The 17,440-nt window shown below is 45.3% G+C and carries 11 protein-coding genes; 4 read left to right on the plus strand and 7 right to left on the minus strand.

Annotation, left to right across the window (positions count from 1 at the left end; genetic code table 11):
• Positions 1-110: 110 nt before the first annotated feature.
• Entirely contained in the window at positions 111-2,819 is a 2,709-nt protein-coding gene (malT, locus tag ITG10_RS19920; RefSeq protein ID WP_017630203.1) for an HTH-type transcriptional regulator MalT, read from the minus strand.
• A gap of 567 nt (positions 2,820-3,386) precedes the next feature.
• Between malT and ITG10_RS19925 the strand changes: the two genes are divergently transcribed.
• The 3 genes from ITG10_RS19925 to glgB all read left to right on the plus strand — a co-directional run bounded on the left by ITG10_RS19925 (position 3,387) and on the right by glgB (position 10,568).
• Complete coding sequence (locus ITG10_RS19925; RefSeq protein WP_017630204.1) at positions 3,387-5,840, plus strand: glycogen/starch/alpha-glucan phosphorylase; 2,454 nt, start codon at positions 3,387-3,389, stop codon at positions 5,838-5,840.
• Positions 5,841-6,028: 188 nt separating this feature from the next.
• The gene (malQ, locus tag ITG10_RS19930; RefSeq protein ID WP_017630205.1) at positions 6,029-8,209 is read left to right on the plus strand and encodes a 4-alpha-glucanotransferase; all 2,181 of its coding nucleotides are present in this window, start codon (positions 6,029-6,031) and stop codon (positions 8,207-8,209) included.
• A gap of 175 nt (positions 8,210-8,384) precedes the next feature.
• Positions 8,385-10,568, plus strand: a complete 2,184-nt coding sequence (gene glgB, locus ITG10_RS19935; RefSeq protein ID WP_017630206.1) for a 1,4-alpha-glucan branching protein GlgB — start codon at positions 8,385-8,387, stop codon at positions 10,566-10,568.
• A 79-nt stretch (positions 10,569-10,647) separates the two neighbouring features.
• Here glgB and ITG10_RS19940 read toward each other — a convergent pair whose 3' ends face one another.
• The 6 genes from ITG10_RS19940 to ITG10_RS19965 all read right to left on the minus strand — a co-directional run bounded on the left by ITG10_RS19940 (position 10,648) and on the right by ITG10_RS19965 (position 16,258).
• Positions 10,648-11,118: a hypothetical protein gene (locus ITG10_RS19940; protein ID WP_017630207.1), complete on the minus strand. Its 471-nt coding sequence runs from the start codon at positions 11,116-11,118 to the stop codon at positions 10,648-10,650.
• A gap of 224 nt (positions 11,119-11,342) precedes the next feature.
• On the minus strand, positions 11,343-12,182 hold the full coding sequence (locus tag ITG10_RS19945) for an energy-coupling factor transporter transmembrane component T (RefSeq protein ID WP_017630208.1): 840 nt from the start codon (positions 12,180-12,182) through the stop codon (positions 11,343-11,345).
• Complete coding sequence (locus tag ITG10_RS19950; protein WP_017630209.1) at positions 12,179-13,873, minus strand: ABC transporter ATP-binding protein; 1,695 nt, start codon at positions 13,871-13,873, stop codon at positions 12,179-12,181. Before ITG10_RS19950 ends, ITG10_RS19945 begins: the two co-directional genes overlap by 4 nt.
• A 6-nt stretch (positions 13,874-13,879) precedes the next feature.
• On the minus strand, positions 13,880-14,428 hold the full coding sequence (locus tag ITG10_RS19955; RefSeq protein WP_004732085.1) for an ECF-type riboflavin transporter substrate-binding protein: 549 nt from the start codon (positions 14,426-14,428) through the stop codon (positions 13,880-13,882).
• Positions 14,429-14,732: 304 nt separating this feature from the next.
• Complete coding sequence (locus ITG10_RS19960) at positions 14,733-15,863, minus strand: HlyD family secretion protein (RefSeq protein WP_248387097.1); 1,131 nt, start codon at positions 15,861-15,863, stop codon at positions 14,733-14,735.
• Positions 15,863-16,258, minus strand: a complete 396-nt coding sequence (locus tag ITG10_RS19965) for a DUF3302 domain-containing protein (protein WP_017630210.1) — start codon at positions 16,256-16,258, stop codon at positions 15,863-15,865. Before ITG10_RS19965 ends, ITG10_RS19960 begins: the two co-directional genes overlap by 1 nt.
• A 269-nt stretch (positions 16,259-16,527) precedes the next feature.
• Here ITG10_RS19965 and ITG10_RS19970 point away from each other — a divergent pair, with 269 nt between their 5' ends.
• Positions 16,528-17,430 carry a DMT family transporter gene (locus tag ITG10_RS19970; protein ID WP_017630211.1) on the plus strand — a complete coding sequence of 301 codons (903 nt, stop codon included), beginning with the start codon at positions 16,528-16,530 and terminating at the stop codon, positions 17,428-17,430.
• Positions 17,431-17,440: the final 10 nt, after the last annotated feature.

Consider the following 17,440-nt stretch of genomic DNA (forward strand, 5'->3'; position numbering starts at 1 on the left):
CATCTCTAATTTCTATCGCTTATTCCCCAATCTCCAAGCGGAAAAAAAGCCAGCCACCATCGGTGACTAGCTTATGTTTTCTCGAATCAATCTTGAATCGTGAACCTGTTTTAGTACCCCATCAACTGCAGCAAGTTCTCTGCCGTGCTGATTGCTTCTTTACGGTTAGCAATATTGAGCTTTTGGTAAAGGTTACGAATGTGAGTCTTGATCGTGGTACCCGCTACATCGAGTTCTTGAGCGATCTGCTCATTACTGAATCCTGAATAGATCAGACCAAGTACTTGCCATTCACGCTGTGTGAGTGGGCTAGTACGCACCAGTTCAGGAATGTTTGGGTGATTAACCAAGTTCTCAACAAAGTCTTCATCGAAGTGAACCGAACGGCTACGTTGGGTGGTCGAGATATCTTTCATGATCTGCTGAGCACGGTGGCGTTCTAAATCGCCCAGACCTGGTTTGTTGCTCAACTTATCTAGGATATGCCCGATAGTCCCACCGTCGACTAAGAAGTTACCGACCATACCGGTTTGGTTGGTCATGTGTAGGGCTTCTTCTAGCAATACGCGCGCACTGTCTTCATCGTTGATCTGGGTGCGTAATACCGCTTCAACGATCAAGTTGCGGTTGGTGTCTGTAATCAGGTGTGAACGTTGGGCTTCACTCTTAAGGAAAGTCAGCGCTTCTTCCGCGTCTTCATATTGCTCAAGGATGATGTGAGCACGAACGATGTTTCGCCACTGAAGTTGGCAGAAGTGGTTGCTTGCCGATTCAGGTCGAACAGCCACACTCAGCCAATCACGAATGGCTTCTTTATCGCCTTTTACTTGCCAAAATAGGATCAGAGAAAGAGAAGCGTTCGCCGTCCAGTCTACATGGTAGGTGGATTGGCGTAATAGGTGCTGAATCTGGTCGATAAATTTCGACGCTTTATCTATCTCGCCGCGGCTCAATGAAATACGAGCCAGCATCGAATAGCTGTGCAGGTGCTTACTTGGTGAGTGGTGGCCAAGGATATCTAAGCCTTTGTAGCAACACTCTTCCGCTTCATCTAGTCGGTTCCAACACCAGAAGATCTGAGCGCGAACACGCAGCAAAAATTCATGCAGAGGCACGTATTGAAGCTGATGCTCTTCAATCAATTTGAACGCACTGTCTTGTAGCTCGAAGGCTGCTTGAACATAACCTTGAGCAATCAAGATTTCGCTTTGTTGCAGAATCGCCCACAGAGCCTGATGGTAAACCTGATACTGACGTGCAAGTTTTTCTGTTTGTTGCATCATCGGTAGTGCGCGGCTTAGGTTACCCATTACGTGATTCACTTCGCCCACAACCGAGGTTGCGACAATGCGGCTACGATAAACGGTGGTGTTCAGTTGGCTCAACGAAAGCTCAGCCAGTTCTAATGCTTTTTCAGGTTCATTGCTGTTAATGGCAACTTGTGCACGTAAGGCGTTGTATTGGCCTTGCTGCTGAGTATCGAGTTCAATGTTTCGAGCTTGATATTGAGTCTCAGCCTCTTCCAACAAAGTACCCACTTGATCATAACGGTGCTGACTTTGTGCAAGCCATGCACGCAACATGGACAGTTTAGGCTCACTGTAAAGTTGATCGGTAGTCAGTTGTTTGATCGCCATCTCTAGTGATGAAAGCTCACCTTGGTTGAACATCGGCCAACCGTGTTCAGTCAGGATTTGAATGATCAGTTCTGGATCTTCAGCGCGTTGCGCATGTCGTAAAGCTTGGTGTGGTGTGTTCTGTTTTATCCACGCTTTTGCAGCACTTCGATGAAGTTCAGCTTCTTGCTGAGGAATTCGAGCTTGGCGCTCATGTGCGAGGAATTCACCAAACAAGTTATGGAAGCGATACCAGTTCTTTTCACCTTCAAGAGGGTAGATGAATAAACCAAATCGGTTGAGTGACTCGATCATCCCTAGCGCGTCTTCACGTTGTGTAAGTGCACATACAAGCTCATCGTTGAAGTGATCAAGCACAGAACATTGCATCAAGAACTGTCGGGTTTCTTTGTCTAGCAGGTCGAATACTTCTTCAACCAAGTAGTCCCAAAGATGGGCGTGGTTAAAGTGAGAGAACGACTCTGCGGACTGTGCAAGGGTGCGTTTTTGGTGCTGTGCTTGTAGCGCGATAAGTTGCAATGCAGAAGGCCAACCCTCTACATAACTACAGATGCTATCTGCCGTGGTGTCATCAATGCCATCCGCTACGCGTTGGTTGAAAAAGCGTGTGGTTTCTTCGGTATCAAACGCCAACGAATCATTACCTAATTCGATCATTAAGTCACGAACGCGTAGGTTTGCTGTACCAAGCGGTGGCGTACCTCGACTGGTGACAACCAAGGTTAGGTTGTCGGGCATGTGTTTGAGGAAGAAGCGCATGGCTTCGTGGATGTCGTCATTGTTGACCAAGTGATAGTCATCCAACACCAGAAAACACTCGTGATGGAATTCCGACATCTCGGCGAACACTTCACTCAATAAAGAAAGCAGTGATGAAAACTGTCGTTTTTCTGCCAGTTTCTGGGCATTAGGACAGGCATTTTGAGTCGCTTTATTAAGTGATTGAAGTAGGTAGTTGATAAAGCGGAAGGCATCGTTGTCACTATCATCAATGCTGTACCAACCCACATTGGGTTTATCTATCAACCATTGTGCAGCCATGGTGGTTTTGCCGTAGCCCGCAGGAGAGCGGAATAACACAAGCTTATAGCAATCTGCATTGTGAAGCAGATCGAGAACCCTAGGTCGTAGGATTGCATTATGTAAGCGGCCGGGACGAGTCAGTTTCGAAGGGATCCACATATCGAAGTTTTACACCTATTCCGTGGCTATGTTCTGGAATATCCCAATCTATCGTTGAGTGCACTCCAATGACACTAGCCTAATTACTTAAGTCTTTACTCATACTACGTGAAGCAAAACGTTACCGACTATGATCCTCCTCAGAAACCTTGCGCTCCTGCATGTTTTTGGGTGTCTACGCCCTTTATTTGAGACCTTGCTCACATTAAGGGTTGGTTTGGGAATGTGACTTCGTTCATCTCTACACGGGAATCTATGCAAAAGATGAGAGCTAGAAATTATTTTCGTGATCTGAATATCAGATTTGACAATGACTTTCATTTGGTTAAATAAAAGTCACATCAATTGAAGTTAAGTTATCGAACGGGAGCTTGTGATCTTAGTCACTTCAAGTTTTTGTTCGAAGTCAGAACATGAGAGTCAGATCACTAACCCTAAGTCGGTACGCCCCCTACGCCCTCCCATCTACTCCTAGTCAGTTGCGTTAGCGGGAGGATGTTTAGTTTATGGTGACCATGCACGATATGTCACAGATGAATTAGAACTATTAAAAGCGAGATTTCTGAAATGAAACCAACTCAGCAAAAAACTTTCGATAAAGTGTCATTCCAAGAGAGTGTTAAGAAACATTTATCTGCAACCTACGCAACAACCGTTGAAACAGCAGACAGCCGTTCATGGTATCTAGCAATGGGTCGTGCTCTTGCAGAGCTAACGACTTTTGACCTGCTAGAAACTGAAAATGATGAAAAAATTAAGAACGCGAAGAGCGTTAACTACCTATCACTAGAGTTTTTGATTGGTCGTCTAACAGGTAACAACCTGATCAGCATGGGTCTGTACGAACAGATCACTCATGCCATGGAAGAGTTAGGTCAAAACCTAACTGATCTTCTAGAAGAAGAACGCGACCCATCATTAGGTAATGGTGGCCTTGGTCGTCTAGCCGCTTGTTTCATGGATTCTTGTGCCGCTCAAGAATACCCAACAGTAGGCTACGGTCTTCACTACGAGTACGGCCTATTCAAGCAATCTTTCCAAGATGGTCGTCAACAAGAAGCACCTGACGCATGGCGTGGTGTTGAAGGTTACCCATGGGAAGTCGCTCGTCCAGAACTAGCACAGCACATTGGTTTCTACGGTCACGTTGAAGTTGAATACATCGACGGTAAAGAAGTACGTACTTGGGTTCCAGGTATGGAAGTGAAAGCAATGCCTTGGGATCTGCCTATCGTAGGTTACGAGTCAAACACGGTTTACCCGCTGCGTCTTTGGGAGTGTCAGGCAATTGCACCATTCTCACTAGCAAGCTTTAACAACGGTGATTACTTCGAAGCGCAACACTCGCTAATCGATGCAGGTAACATCACTAAGGTTCTTTACCCGAACGACAACCACGAGAAAGGTAAGACACTGCGTCTAATGCAGCAGTACTTCCACTCAGCAGCATCGGTTCGCGATATTCTACGTCGCCACGAAGCAGCAGGTTTCTCTTTAGAAGATCTGCCTAAGCAAGAAACGATTCAGCTTAATGATACGCACCCAACGATCGCTATCCCTGAATTGATGCGCATCCTGATTGATGAGAAAGGTTTAACTTGGGACCAAGCTTGGGAAATCAGTGCTCATACGTTCGCATACACGAACCACACACTACTTCCTGAAGCGCTAGAGACTTGGTCTGAATCTCTGATCAACCGTCTTCTTCCACGTCACATGGAAATCATCTTTGAAATCAACCACCGCTTCATGCAAGAAGTTCGTAAGATGTGGCCTGGTGACGGTGAGAAGCAAGCGAAGCTTTCTATCATCCAAGAAGGTTTCCACCGTATGGTTCGCATGGCAAACCTGTGTGTGATTGGTTCTTACAAAGTAAACGGTGTAGCTGCACTTCACTCTCAATTGGTTAAGAAAGACTTGTTCCCTGAGTTCAACGAAATCTTCCCAGGCAAATTGACTAACGTAACGAACGGCATCACGCCACGTCGTTGGTTGAAGTTCTGTAACCCAGGTCTATCTACGCTAATCACTGGCAAGATCGGTACTGAGTGGCCTGCAAAACTTGAGCAGCTTGAAGGCATCGCTAAGTTTGCTACAGACGCGAAATTCCAAAAAGAATTCATGGCTGTTAAGAAAGAAAACAAACAGCGCCTTGCTGATTGGGTTCAAGAGAACATGGGTATCGAGCTAGATACTAACGCTATCTTCGACGTGCAAATTAAACGTCTACACGAATACAAGCGTCAACACTTAGATTTGCTACACATTCTATCTCTGTACCACCGTATTCTTAACGAACCTGGTTTCGAGTGTGAGCCACGCGTATGTTTCTTCGCAGCGAAAGCAGCACCGGGTTACCACCTAGCAAAAGAAATCATCTTCGCGGTTAACAAGATTGCAGAGAAGATCAACAACGATCCTCGCATCGGTAACAAGCTTAAAGTGGTATTCATCCCTGACTACCGTGTAAGCATGGCTGAAATCATCATCCCTGCAGCAGACGTTTCTCAGCAAATCTCACTGGCTGGTAAAGAAGCATCGGGTACGGGCAACATGAAGATGGCTCTAAACGGCGCTCTAACTATCGGTACGATGGATGGTGCAAACGTTGAGATCCGTGAAGAAGTTGGCGATGAAAACATCTACATCTTCGGCCTAGACGTTGATGGTGTTGTTGCATTGAAAGCTCAGGGTTACAACCCATACGATTACTACAATGCAGACCCGCTACTGAAAGCATCTCTAGACCTATTGACTGGCGATGAGTTTTCTCCAGGTCAACCAGGCCTTCTGCGTGCAACGTTTGACAGCCTACTAGACGGCGGTGACCCATACCTATGTCTTGCTGACTTTGCTTCTTATGTGAAGGCGCACGAAGAGATGGGCACGCAATACAAAGACCAAGCAGGTTGGGCTAAGAAAGCGATTCTTAACACAGCATTGGTTGGTAAGTTCACATCAGACCGCTCAATCCGCGACTACGTGAACAACATCTGGAAGCTAGAAGCGGTTAACCGTTAATACTTTCAAAGTAGCCAAGGCAGTTTCTGCCTTGGCTCAATTAGCTTGTGAGCAAACGAAAGGCTTAAAGGTTTGTCGTTTATAAACAAGCTGCTTACAAACCGATTGTCACAAGCTAATTGATTAGTAAAAATTTAAATTAACAACCCTACAAAATAGAAAGCGTCAGAACGTTTTCGGAGAGAGCGATGAAAGAACAGACCGTATTAAAACAAGTCGCAGAAATGGCAAACATTGCCGACAGTTACGTTAGTGCGTGGGGCGATGAAGCACAAGTATCAGACGAGACGATCACGTCTCTATTGGCTTCGTTGGGCTACGATACAAGCAGCGATGATGCATTGCTTAAGTCAGCAGAAAGAAAACACAAAAAAGATGTACTAGACCCAGTTCTTGTCTTGCGTGACGGTGAGCCAGTAGAAGTGGCGCTTAACCTAGGTGTAAGTGCTCGTGAAAGTGAGTTCAGCTGGCGCTTAGAAACCGAGCAAGGAGAGGTACTTGAAGGCTATCTTCAATCTCAAGTCGTTCGTGACGAGCGTGCCGAGGGTGGCCCTTTAGTGTTTGCATTGCCAAGTAATTTGGCATGGGGTTACCACAAGCTCATTGTGAGCCGTAAGCGCCGTAAGAAGCCTTACGAGATGACACTGATTATTACGCCAAAAGCATGTTTCAAGCAGTCGCCAATCGAGCAAGGCAAAAAGCTTTGGGGACCAAGCGTTCAACTTTACACACTAAGAACTCAGCACAACTGGGGTATTGGTGATTTCGGTGACCTAAAACAGCTTGTTGCGGATATCGCATCTCGCGGTGGTGATTTCGTTGGTCTAAACCCAATTCACTCATTGTTCCCTGCGAACCCTGAAGGTGCGAGCCCATACAGCCCGTCTTCTCGTCGCTGGTTGAACATTCTATACATTGATGTGAGTTCAGTTCCTGAATTTGCATTAAGTGCTGAAGCACAACAAACGGTCGGCAGCGCAGAGTTCCAACAGCGTCTACAAAAAGCGCGTGAAGCACACTGGGTAAACTACACCGAAGTGTCTGAGCTTAAGATGAGCATCTTGCCTCTGTTATTCGCAGAATTTAAGACTCGTCATCTAGACAAGAACAGCGACCGTGCTCAAGCGTTCTTAGCCTTCGTAGAAGAGGGTGGCGATAGCCTGATGCATCAAGCCGCGTTTGATGCTCTACATGGTGAACTGCACGCTGAAGATTCTGGCATGTGGGGATGGCCGGTATTCCCTGAGAAGTACCGTACATTCGACAGCCCAGCGACACAGAAATACATCAAAGAGAACCTAGAAAACGTTCATCTGTACATGTACCTACAATGGCTAGCAGATTGCCAGATCAACGACGCACAGTCTCTTGCTGAAGAGAAAGGCATGGCTGTTGGCCTGTACCGTGACTTAGCGGTAGGTGTTGCAGATTCAGGCAGCGAGACTTGGGCTGACGAAGGCAACCTAGTGATGGATGCGAGCATTGGTGCTCCACCTGATATTCTTGGTCCTTTGGGGCAGAACTGGGGTCTACCTCCGTTAAACCCAGAAGTGCTTCAAGAAACAAGCTACGACGCTTACATCAAGCTACTTCGTGCAAACATGAAGCACTGTGGCGCACTGCGTATTGACCACGTTTTAGGTCTACTGCGTTTGTGGTGGATTCCAAAGGGTGAGAACGCAACTAAGGGCGCGTACATCTACTACCCAGTCCAAGATATGCTGTCTATCTTGGCGCTTGAGTCTCACCGTTACCAATGTAGCGTTATCGGTGAAGATTTAGGAACGGTACCGGATGAGATTGTCGACATTCTAGCGGATGCTGGCGTGCATTCTTACAAAGTGTTCTTCTTCGAAACATCAGAAGACGACGGTGGTTTCATCTCACCAAAACACTACGCATCACAATCTATGGCGGCACTGTGTACTCACGATATGCCAACGCTTCGCGGCTTCTGGCACTGTGATGACCTGAAAATGGGCCAAGAGATTGGTTTATATCCAGACGCAGCACAACTAGAAACTTTGTTCGATGACCGTCTTGAGTGTAAGCAAGGTATCTTAGATTCAGTAGCATGGCACGGTTTCCTACCTGAAGGTGTTGGTCGCGATGCAAGCCAAGTACCGATGGATTCTTACCTTGCTGAAGCACTTCAACTGCACGTCGCAGCTGGTGGTTCAACATTGCTAAGTGTTCAGTTGGAAGACTGGCTAGAGATGGATAAGCCAGTAAACATTCCTGGTACTGTCGATGAGTACCCTAACTGGCGTCGTAAACTATCAATGAACTTGGACGAAATCTTTGCTCACGAAGGCGTTAATCGTATCGCTTCTAAGCTGACAGACGTTCGAGAAAAAGCAGGTAAGTAATGACGTTGAGTGACTTGAAATTAAGTGGTTTTTTGCTTACGCGGTACGAAACTATAACCTCGGTCACTCAATAATGAATGCTCATCTGGTAGAATAAACCGTCGTTATATTGCCCGCACTAATAGCGGGCATTTTTGTATTATGTTTTTTGGATGTTTGGTTAGGGAGAAACGTTTTGGAACTAAGTTCGATTTCAAAGCAAAAACAAATATATACCCAACTATCACAGGCTTGCTTCACAGACCCATTTGCGTTTTTAGGGCCATACCTACCTTCTGAGCAAGGTGCATTACGTGTGTGGATTCCTGGGGCAGATAAAGTCGAGTTGATTGTTGGAAAGGAACCTCGTATTGAGTTAGCGCGAGAGGGTGAAAGTGGTTTCATTCTTAAGCAAGAGAGAGACTTACGTTTCACTCACTATAAGCTTGCGGTTGATTGGGCTGGCGTAGAACAGATCATCGATGATCCGTACCAGTACCACGATCTATATGCGAGTTATGAAGATCTTCATACACCGAAAGATATGTATCATCACATGGGGGCTCAGTTTATTACTCTAGAGCGTGATGGACAGACGATCTCAGGTACGCGTTTCTTGGTGTACGCACCGCATGCAACTGCGGCGAGCTTGGTGGGTAACTTCAATGCTTGGGATGGTCGTCGTCACCCAATGCAACGCCTAGATTACGGTATGTGGGGTCTTTTCATTCCTGAACTGGAAGAAGGTGCTCAATACAAGTTTGAATTAAAAGGACCAAATGGCGAAGGCTTACCACACAAAGCTGACCCATGGGGTTTCTACTCTGAGCAATACCCTTCGTTCTCATCTGTGACTTACGATCACGCTCGTTACGAGTGGCAAGATGCTAAGTGGCAGAATCGCCCTGTAACGCAAAAGCGTAAAGAAGCGCTTTCGTTCTACGAGCTGCACGCCGGTTCTTGGAAGCGTAACGCTGAAGGTGAATTCTTAAATTATCGCGAGCTTGCGGCTGAGCTGATCCCATACCTAACTGATCTTGGTTACACGCACGTTGAGCTAATGCCAGTTTCAGAGCACCCATTCTACGGTTCGTGGGGCTATCAACCTGTTGGTCTATTTGCACCGACTAGTCGTTTTGGTTCTCCAGATGATTTCAAATACTTTGTCGATCAATGTCACCAAGCGGGTCTTGGTGTAGTACTTGATTGGGTTCCTGCTCACTTCCCAAGTGATGATCATGGCCTAGCAAACTTCGATGGTACGCCATTGTTCCATGATCCGGACCCGCGTCGTGGTTGGCATCAAGATTGGAACTCGTACATTTACGATTTAGGTAAAGAGCATGTTCGTCGTTTCTTAGTTTCTAATGCACTTTACTGGTTCGAACAATTCCATATCGATGGCATCCGTGTTGATGCGGTTGCTTCGATGTTGTACCTCGATTATTCGCGTAGCCATGACCAATGGATCCCGAACGTAGACGGCGGCAACGAAAACTACGACGCTATCGCAACTCTTAAATGGATGAACGAAGAAGTGTACAAGCACTTCCCGAATGCGATGACGATTGCCGAAGAATCGACGGCTTTCCCAGGTGTTTCTGCACCCACTTTCATGGGCGGCTTGGGCTTTGGCTTTAAATGGAACATGGGTTGGATGCATGACAGCTTGTCTTACATTCAAGAAGACCCAATCAATCGTAAATATCACCACGATACAATTACTTTCCCACTGGTTTACGCACACAGTGAGAACTACGTCTTGTCTCTGTCTCACGATGAAGTAGTTTACGGTAAGGGCTCTATCCACGACAAGATGCCTGGTGATGAATGGCAACAAACGGCCAACTTACGTGCTTATATGGGTTACATGTATGCGCAACCAGGTAAGAAGCTGAACTTCATGGGCGCTGAGTTTGGCCAGACGGCTGAATGGAATCACGATGATCAACTACAATGGTTCTTGCTGGATTACGAGCGTCATCAAGGTGTTCAGCGTTTAACGAAAGACTTGAATAACCTGTACCGCTCTGAAGCTGCAATGCACGATCTTGATTTTGATCCGAAAGGTTTTGAATGGCGTTTACAGGATTCTGCAGAAGCGAGCATCTTAGCGCACGAACGTATCAGTGAATCTGGTGAGCGTATATTGGTAGTATCTAACTTTACGCCAGTTCCTCACGAGCACTTCCGTTTAGGTGTGCCAGTACAAGGTAAGTACTCACTATTGTTGAATACAGACTCGACTGACTACGCCGGTAGTGGTTTTGAAGTGAAGCAGACCGCTGAGATCGAATCAGTAGAAAGCGAAGGTCTGGATACATCGATTGAGTTACGTTTACCGCCACTATCGACTGTCTTCTATAAACTGAATTCGTAATATAATTCACGTAGTAGAAAGTATAAAAAAAGGAGCCTTCTGGCTCCCTTTTTGTATTGAATATAAATGTTCGTTTAGCTTAATGCTGCTTGAAGTTCGTAAGATAGAACATTGAGCGTCCGACGACTGTTTCAAGAATACGAACCGAGTCGGTACCAAAGTTCTCAAACATCTTCTCTCGAAATTCGCCATTTGAGCTGAGGTCGAACTCTTCAGGGCTCTTAACCTGAGATGCGTGGAAAAACATGAGTTTGATCACGTAGCGGAATTGCTCATCACCTAGAGCATCTTGCCAAGATTGAACAAACGCCGCTTCTGACGAGAAGTCTAAGCTTTGGATAACAATCGATAACATGTGCTTGTGAAGCACTGAACGAATAGCGCGGGTCGACGGATAATAGCCCTGAAGCGTCGTTAAACTAATGCCAATTTCTTGAGCAATCCTTGCATAAGTTAGTGCTTCATGTCCTTCAGCCAGAAAAAGGTTTAGTACGATGTTATCGTAGTTTTTTTGATTTTCTAATTTCTGTACTTGAGTTATTCGAGCCATTACAAATCTCTATTGAGTGTAACATTCTGTAAACACAGTATATTAAGAGTTTCTGAATTAAATCTCAAACTCCAAGGGTAAATAACTGGTCAATTTATCGTTAAATATAGTCAGTATTGTGTCATTGGTTCAATTATCAATCAGATCTTGGCATAAATAAAAACACCGCCCTATTGAGCGGTGTGTTATTTAAAGTCTTTGTTTATATTTGCTAATTCAGATGACTAGAACGGATACCAAAATAACTGCGGCTCTAGAATACGTTTCGCAATGGCCAACACCACGATAAAAGCGATGACACTCAAACAAACAAAGTCGATACGTTTCAAGGGTGCATAGCTATACCAAGTGCGTGCTTTGTGTCGACCAAAGCCTCGTAACGTCATTGCGTTAGAGATCTCGTCTGCGCGGTCCAAACTAGAGAAAATGAGCGGGCCTAGAACTTTAGCTACATTTTTAATTCGAGTAATTAGGGGAGCCTTCTTTGAGAGCTCTACACCACGAGCCTGTTGAGCATGCATGATATTGATGAAGTCTTTTTTAACTTCAGGCAAGTAACGCAATGTTAGACTCACCGCATAAGCAATTTTGTAAGGAACACCGATACGGTTGAGGCTCGCTGCAAACTCCGTTGGATGCGTTGTGAAGACAAAAATCAACGCTATCGGGAACATGCTCATGTATTTGAGCGTGACAGTGACTAAGTAAAACAGAGTCTCTTGGCTCAACGAGTAGTTACCCGGCAATGTCAGCAGTAAGGTTTCGCTGCCGATGAGCTCAGTACCTTGCTGTGGGGCCAGCAGATACATGAACAGAGCATTTAGGCTTAATACACTCGCCGTACCCAATAACAAAGGTTTATACACACGTACAGGCACATTGGTCAGCTTTAGCAGGTATAAACCAGTCACAATAAGCAGTGTAATCAATCTTAGGTCGAACGTAGTTAAGACCACGGTTACCCAAGCTAAGAAGAGCGCAAACTTGGTGATGCCGTTGAGAGCATGAAGCGGTGATTTTGTATCAATGTAATTGATGCCGAATTTTACTTTTGATGCGTTCATTGAGCGCTTCTCTCGTAGTCGATGAAGTACTGCATGAATGCATTGGTGTCGTCGATTTTCATCATAGTCGCGAGTTCATAAATGCTGGTGGTACAAAGATTTGCACGTTCTAGAAGTGATGGTTGGCTAAACACTTCCGTCATCGCTGCATTGGCAATCAACTTGCTATCTGCGATTACGATTGAACGTGTGGTGTACTCGAGAACGAGGTGCATGTCGTGTGAGATGATCACAACGGTAATACCCAAATCACGGTTAAGCTTTTGGATGAATGCTAGCATGGATGTGTAGTTGCGGTAATCTTGACCCGCCGTTGGTTCATCCAAGATGAGGAGTTCAGGTTCCAACACTAAGATAGAAGCGATGGTTACACGTTTTTTCTGGCCGTAGCTTAGTGCTTCGATCGGCCAGTGGCGGAACTTACTCAGCCCACACAGCTCGAGAACATGCTCTACTTTTTCTGTGATCAGTTCTTCTGCAATGTTGCGGTTACGAAGACCAAAAGCAATCTCGTCGAAAATCATATGATGCGAGATCATATGATTTGGGTTCTGCATCACGACACCGACTTTCTGACTTCTTTCAAAGATAGAAAGCTCAGATAGGTCTTCACCATTTAGATAGGAAGAGCCTGAATCGGCATCGATCACACCCATGATGAGTTTAGTGATGGTAGATTTACCCGAACCGTTTTTGCCTAGAATCGAAACAAACTCACCTTTGCCAATCTTGAAGCTGACATCTTCGAGTGCGTTTTTCTCGCCGTCGTAAGAATAAGTCAGACCATGAACTTCAAGTAAAGGTGGATATTGCTTATCTGCTACTGGGGCAGGGCGCTCAGCAAACCAAGCTTGAACAGCAGGGCGGAACCTTTTGTAGTCTAAAGCTTTGAGGTTTGACAGCTTGTCTTCGCTGGTTAGTGGGGCTTTCGCCGCCTTAAGCGCCGACAAGTAAAGCGGTTCACGAATACCGTGTGTATCAAGTAATTCAGAAGCCAAGATTTCATCGGGTGTCATGTCTGCAACGATTTCACCACGTTCCATTAAGATCACACGGTCGATATCGCGATGTAGGACATCCTCAAGGCGGTGCTCGATAATCACGATGGTCTTGTTGGTTTCTTTATGCAGCTGGTCGATGATCTCAATCGTTGCCTTACCTGTTTTAGGGTCAAGGCTTGCTAGAGGTTCATCGAACAGCAAAATATCAACGTCATCAACTAAGATACCCGCTAAGGACACTCGCTGTTTTTGACCACCTGAAAGGTCATGAGGTGAACGTACAAGCATGTCCGCTAGATCGACCATTTTTGCAGTCGACTTAACTAACGGGTACATGTCAATGTTCGACATCAACTGGTTTTCGAGTGCGAAAGCGATGTCTTCGCCGATATTTAACCCCACAAATTGGCTATCAGTATCTTGTAATACCGTGCCGATTTGCTCGGTATAGTCGTGCATCGAAAACTCAGAAATGTTCTTGCCGTTGATCTCTAAAGAACCTGTGACTTCACCTTTAATGGCATGAGGTATCAGACCGTTAAGACACTGACCTAGGGTCGATTTACCACTACCACTTGGTCCAATAATGACGATTTTCTCTCCTTTCTCTATCCTTAGATTGATATTTTTTAGCGTCGGTTTATCCAGCGACTCATATCTAAAAGAGAAGTTCGAAAATGCTATAGTCATTATCGCTTATGCCTCAGTCAGGTTGCGGCTTTGTTTGTTGCGCTTAGCGACTGATTTTAGGATCAGGAAGCCCACAACAGCGATCAGAACGGTGTTACCCGCTGCGATGATAGACAGTTGAGTGAAGACTTTAGTAAACGGTTCTGCGTATAGGATGGTGTCAAGGAACGCAGAGCAGCCATAGCCTACAACGTTACCTGCGAGGGCCAGTATCACGAACAACACAAAATCTTTCATTGGCAGCTCGCCTTGTTGAAGGCGGTTCTTAGTCATCATAGGGAATAAGCCGATAACCATACCTACGATACCTGAGCCTAGTACCCAAGTTAACCACACGCCCCAGCCTGCGAACAGATCCGTTACCCAGTGACCGATAAAGCCAACTAAGAAGCCAACAATTGGGCCGAACAAAACAGAAAACAGTGCTAGGACTGCCATCGCTGGTTTCAATGTCGTGTTCGCAAACACTGGGACACCAAACATAGGTAAACCACCAATGCCGTACAGTGCCGCGCCAATGGCAATAACGACCACTGTTTTAGCTGAAAAGTTCATAGATAACCTCGAATACTGAAAGATAAAGCTTAATAAAGAACGAATATTCGCCATTATTAATATGTGTCTCAATGAGAACGTTTTTTGGGCAAATATAAAAAATAAGGCGCGCATTATACAGTAGAACCCTTCCATAAGGGAAGGTAAGTGTCTAGATGTCTAAAATTCCATCTGAACACCGAAATATCGTGTAAAAAGTGCAAGTTTGTGGTTAATCAAGCAACAAAAAAGCCAGGGTGTGGACCTGGCTTTTCATTCCTATTAACAATGTGTTAAGTCATTTATTGACCTATATACACTTGTCTTAGTGATCTAGGTACAGATAGTTCTGCCAACTCTTCATACGAATAAGCACTTTACGCATGATAGAGACGTGGGTGAAGCTGTCAGAATAAACAGCAACCTCTACCGCTGTACCCATAGGCAAATGGTATGGAGCTAGGTCATCTGTGATGCTTAATGTAACAAATACACGACCGCTGGTACGCAGGGCATCTGTACCAAGTAGCGCACCTCGAGCTTGGAATTGGCTCTCACCGATAGCTGGAATCACTTCGTCAATACGTCCTTTAAATACCTTTCCTGGTAAAGCTCTGAACAAAAACTCAGCTTCGTAGCCCGGTTGTAGGCGTTGTAAGGAGTTTTGTCTAAACGCGGCGGTATAGAACTGCTCCTCTGTGTGAACAAACGTCATCACTGGAGCCAGTGGAAGTGGTACTGCCATTACACCTGGTCGCAACGCCAATTGTGTCACGTATCCAGCCGTTGGAGCGCGAACCACGGTCTGCTCTAAATCAAACTGAGCTTTACGCAATTCAGCTAATAGGCTTAACACAGCTGTGTTCTCACCACCAATTTCAGAATCTAAGGCTATTTGGGCTCTTTCTAGACTTGCATCCGTTACTTTTACCGCAGCTTCTGATGCTTTATATGCTTGTCTGCGAGTATCAAGTTGTTGCTCAGTGAAAGCGCCACTTTCGTAACCACGCTTGTAACGAGAGAATTCACGTTGCGCTTTATCCCTTTCGGCGATAGCTTTAATTCTCGCAGCTTCTGCTTCAGCGACTTCTGATTCCATCCCAAGAGCACCTTGACTCGCTTCTTTTACTTTCGCTTCTAACCTTGCCACTTCAGCTTGGAATGGGATCGGATCAATTTTAAAAAGAATATCCCCTTTTTTAAGAGGTGTGTTTGGTTTGACGGGAACTTCAATGACTTTACCTCGAACCCCAGAAACGACTGGTGTTGTTGAGTAAACCTGATTACCAATTTGTGTGAAAGGGTGGTTGTAGTTCATCAGTAAGATCAAAGTACCAATGATGATGACACCACCAAGAACGGCAGTGGGTACAGTCCATTTGTTTAGCGGGATATTGAACACCTTGAAAATGGTGATACAAAGTGCCGCATAGGTCATTATCAGCAGTAAATCCATTACTTAATCTCCTGATCTTGAGCGTTATTCTGATCGTTCTCTTGCTTATTGTGCGTCGGAGCTGCTTGCTTGAGTTCTGAGAGTTCTTCCTGTAGCGCATTAACCTGGTCGATTAAGATATCAACACGGTGATGAATGTCATGTTGTTCTTCTTCGAGCTTGGCAAAGCCCCAGCCGCGATCTTTGCGCCATAGGGTTGCCCAAATCCACAGGAATGGCCAGATAGCGTGTAAGGTGAATAGGCTGACCCAGCCTGAGACGTGAATGGCATCTTGATGAGGGTGGTTGCGTTCTTTCGCAATTTCATAGGGAATATCGTGAATAACGATGATGCCGTAAAAGATGACTAATGCTACGAAAATCAGTAGACCGAGTGCAAAGTAGTCTAAAAACATAACAGATCCTTGTAATGTTAGATATTAGTTATAAATATACTACGCTATCATCCAAGTAATTGTTATAAAAATGATTTACCGAGTTGAAAATAATGTGTTGTCGCTTCTAATGCGAATAAAAGCATTGATGAATCTTATAAAATCTCATCGCGTTTGAAGAGGTTATTTCGGCTTTCTGGTTGGTATTTCAGCTGAAATGATGACAATTACGATTCTAAATGACGTGCATAGCCATAACCATAACAACAAAAAATAAAGGACAAATACGGATGTATATAGGTGAATTGGCCGCTATTGGCGCTGCGATTGTGTGGGCGTGTGCGACATGGATCTATGGGCAATTTGGACATCGCTTCTCTGCGATGCAATTGAACATTGTTAAGGGGGCTGTGGCGTCAGGGATGATGTTGCTGGTGATGCCTCTTATCCCGATGCCGGAGTTTGAACTGAGTACCAACCATTTTCTGATATTGGCAATTTCAGGAGTGATTGGCATTGCGATTGGAGATAGCGCCTATTTTGCAGCGTTGAAAAGAATCGGTGCCAATAAGACGTTGTTACTGGAGTCTTTAGCCCCGCCTCTTTCTGGTGTGTTGGCATTAATGTTCCTTGGCGCTGTATTGACAGTGCAAAGCTGGCTCGGTGTCGTGATTACAACACTGGCGGTGACCTTCGTTGTCTTCCAGCCATCAAAATCGGCGAGCGGTGAATCGAATGACAAAGCGCAGTGGGGTGGCATTGGTTATGGGCTTGTGGCGAGTGTCTGTCAGGCATCTGGTGTGGTTATTTCCCATTATGCTTTGGTGGCTGGTGATATTCCCCCATTGTTAGGGGCGCTGATTCGGCTCACGATAGGTGTGTTTGCCGTGATGCTGATTATCCCTTTTGTTGAGAGTAAGCCTTACTCGTCTATGAAAAGAGATTTATGGGAGATGACCAAATTCGACAAGCTTTGGCTTTTAGGGGCAATATTTGTCGGAACATTTTTGGCGCTGTGGCTTCAGCAGGTTGCGTTGAAAAATGCTAACCCTGCGATTGCACAAACGTTGATAGCGACCAGTCCGGTCTTTATTTTGGTGATTTATGCACTGAATGGAGAAAAGATATCGAAGCAAAGTGTCATAGGGACACTTACTGCGTTAGGTGGAATCTCTCTTTTTTTCTATCAGTAGTTTCGCTTCA

This window comes from Vibrio sp. ED004, from assembly GCF_023206395.1.
Classification (GTDB): Bacteria; Pseudomonadota; Gammaproteobacteria; order Enterobacterales; family Vibrionaceae; genus Vibrio.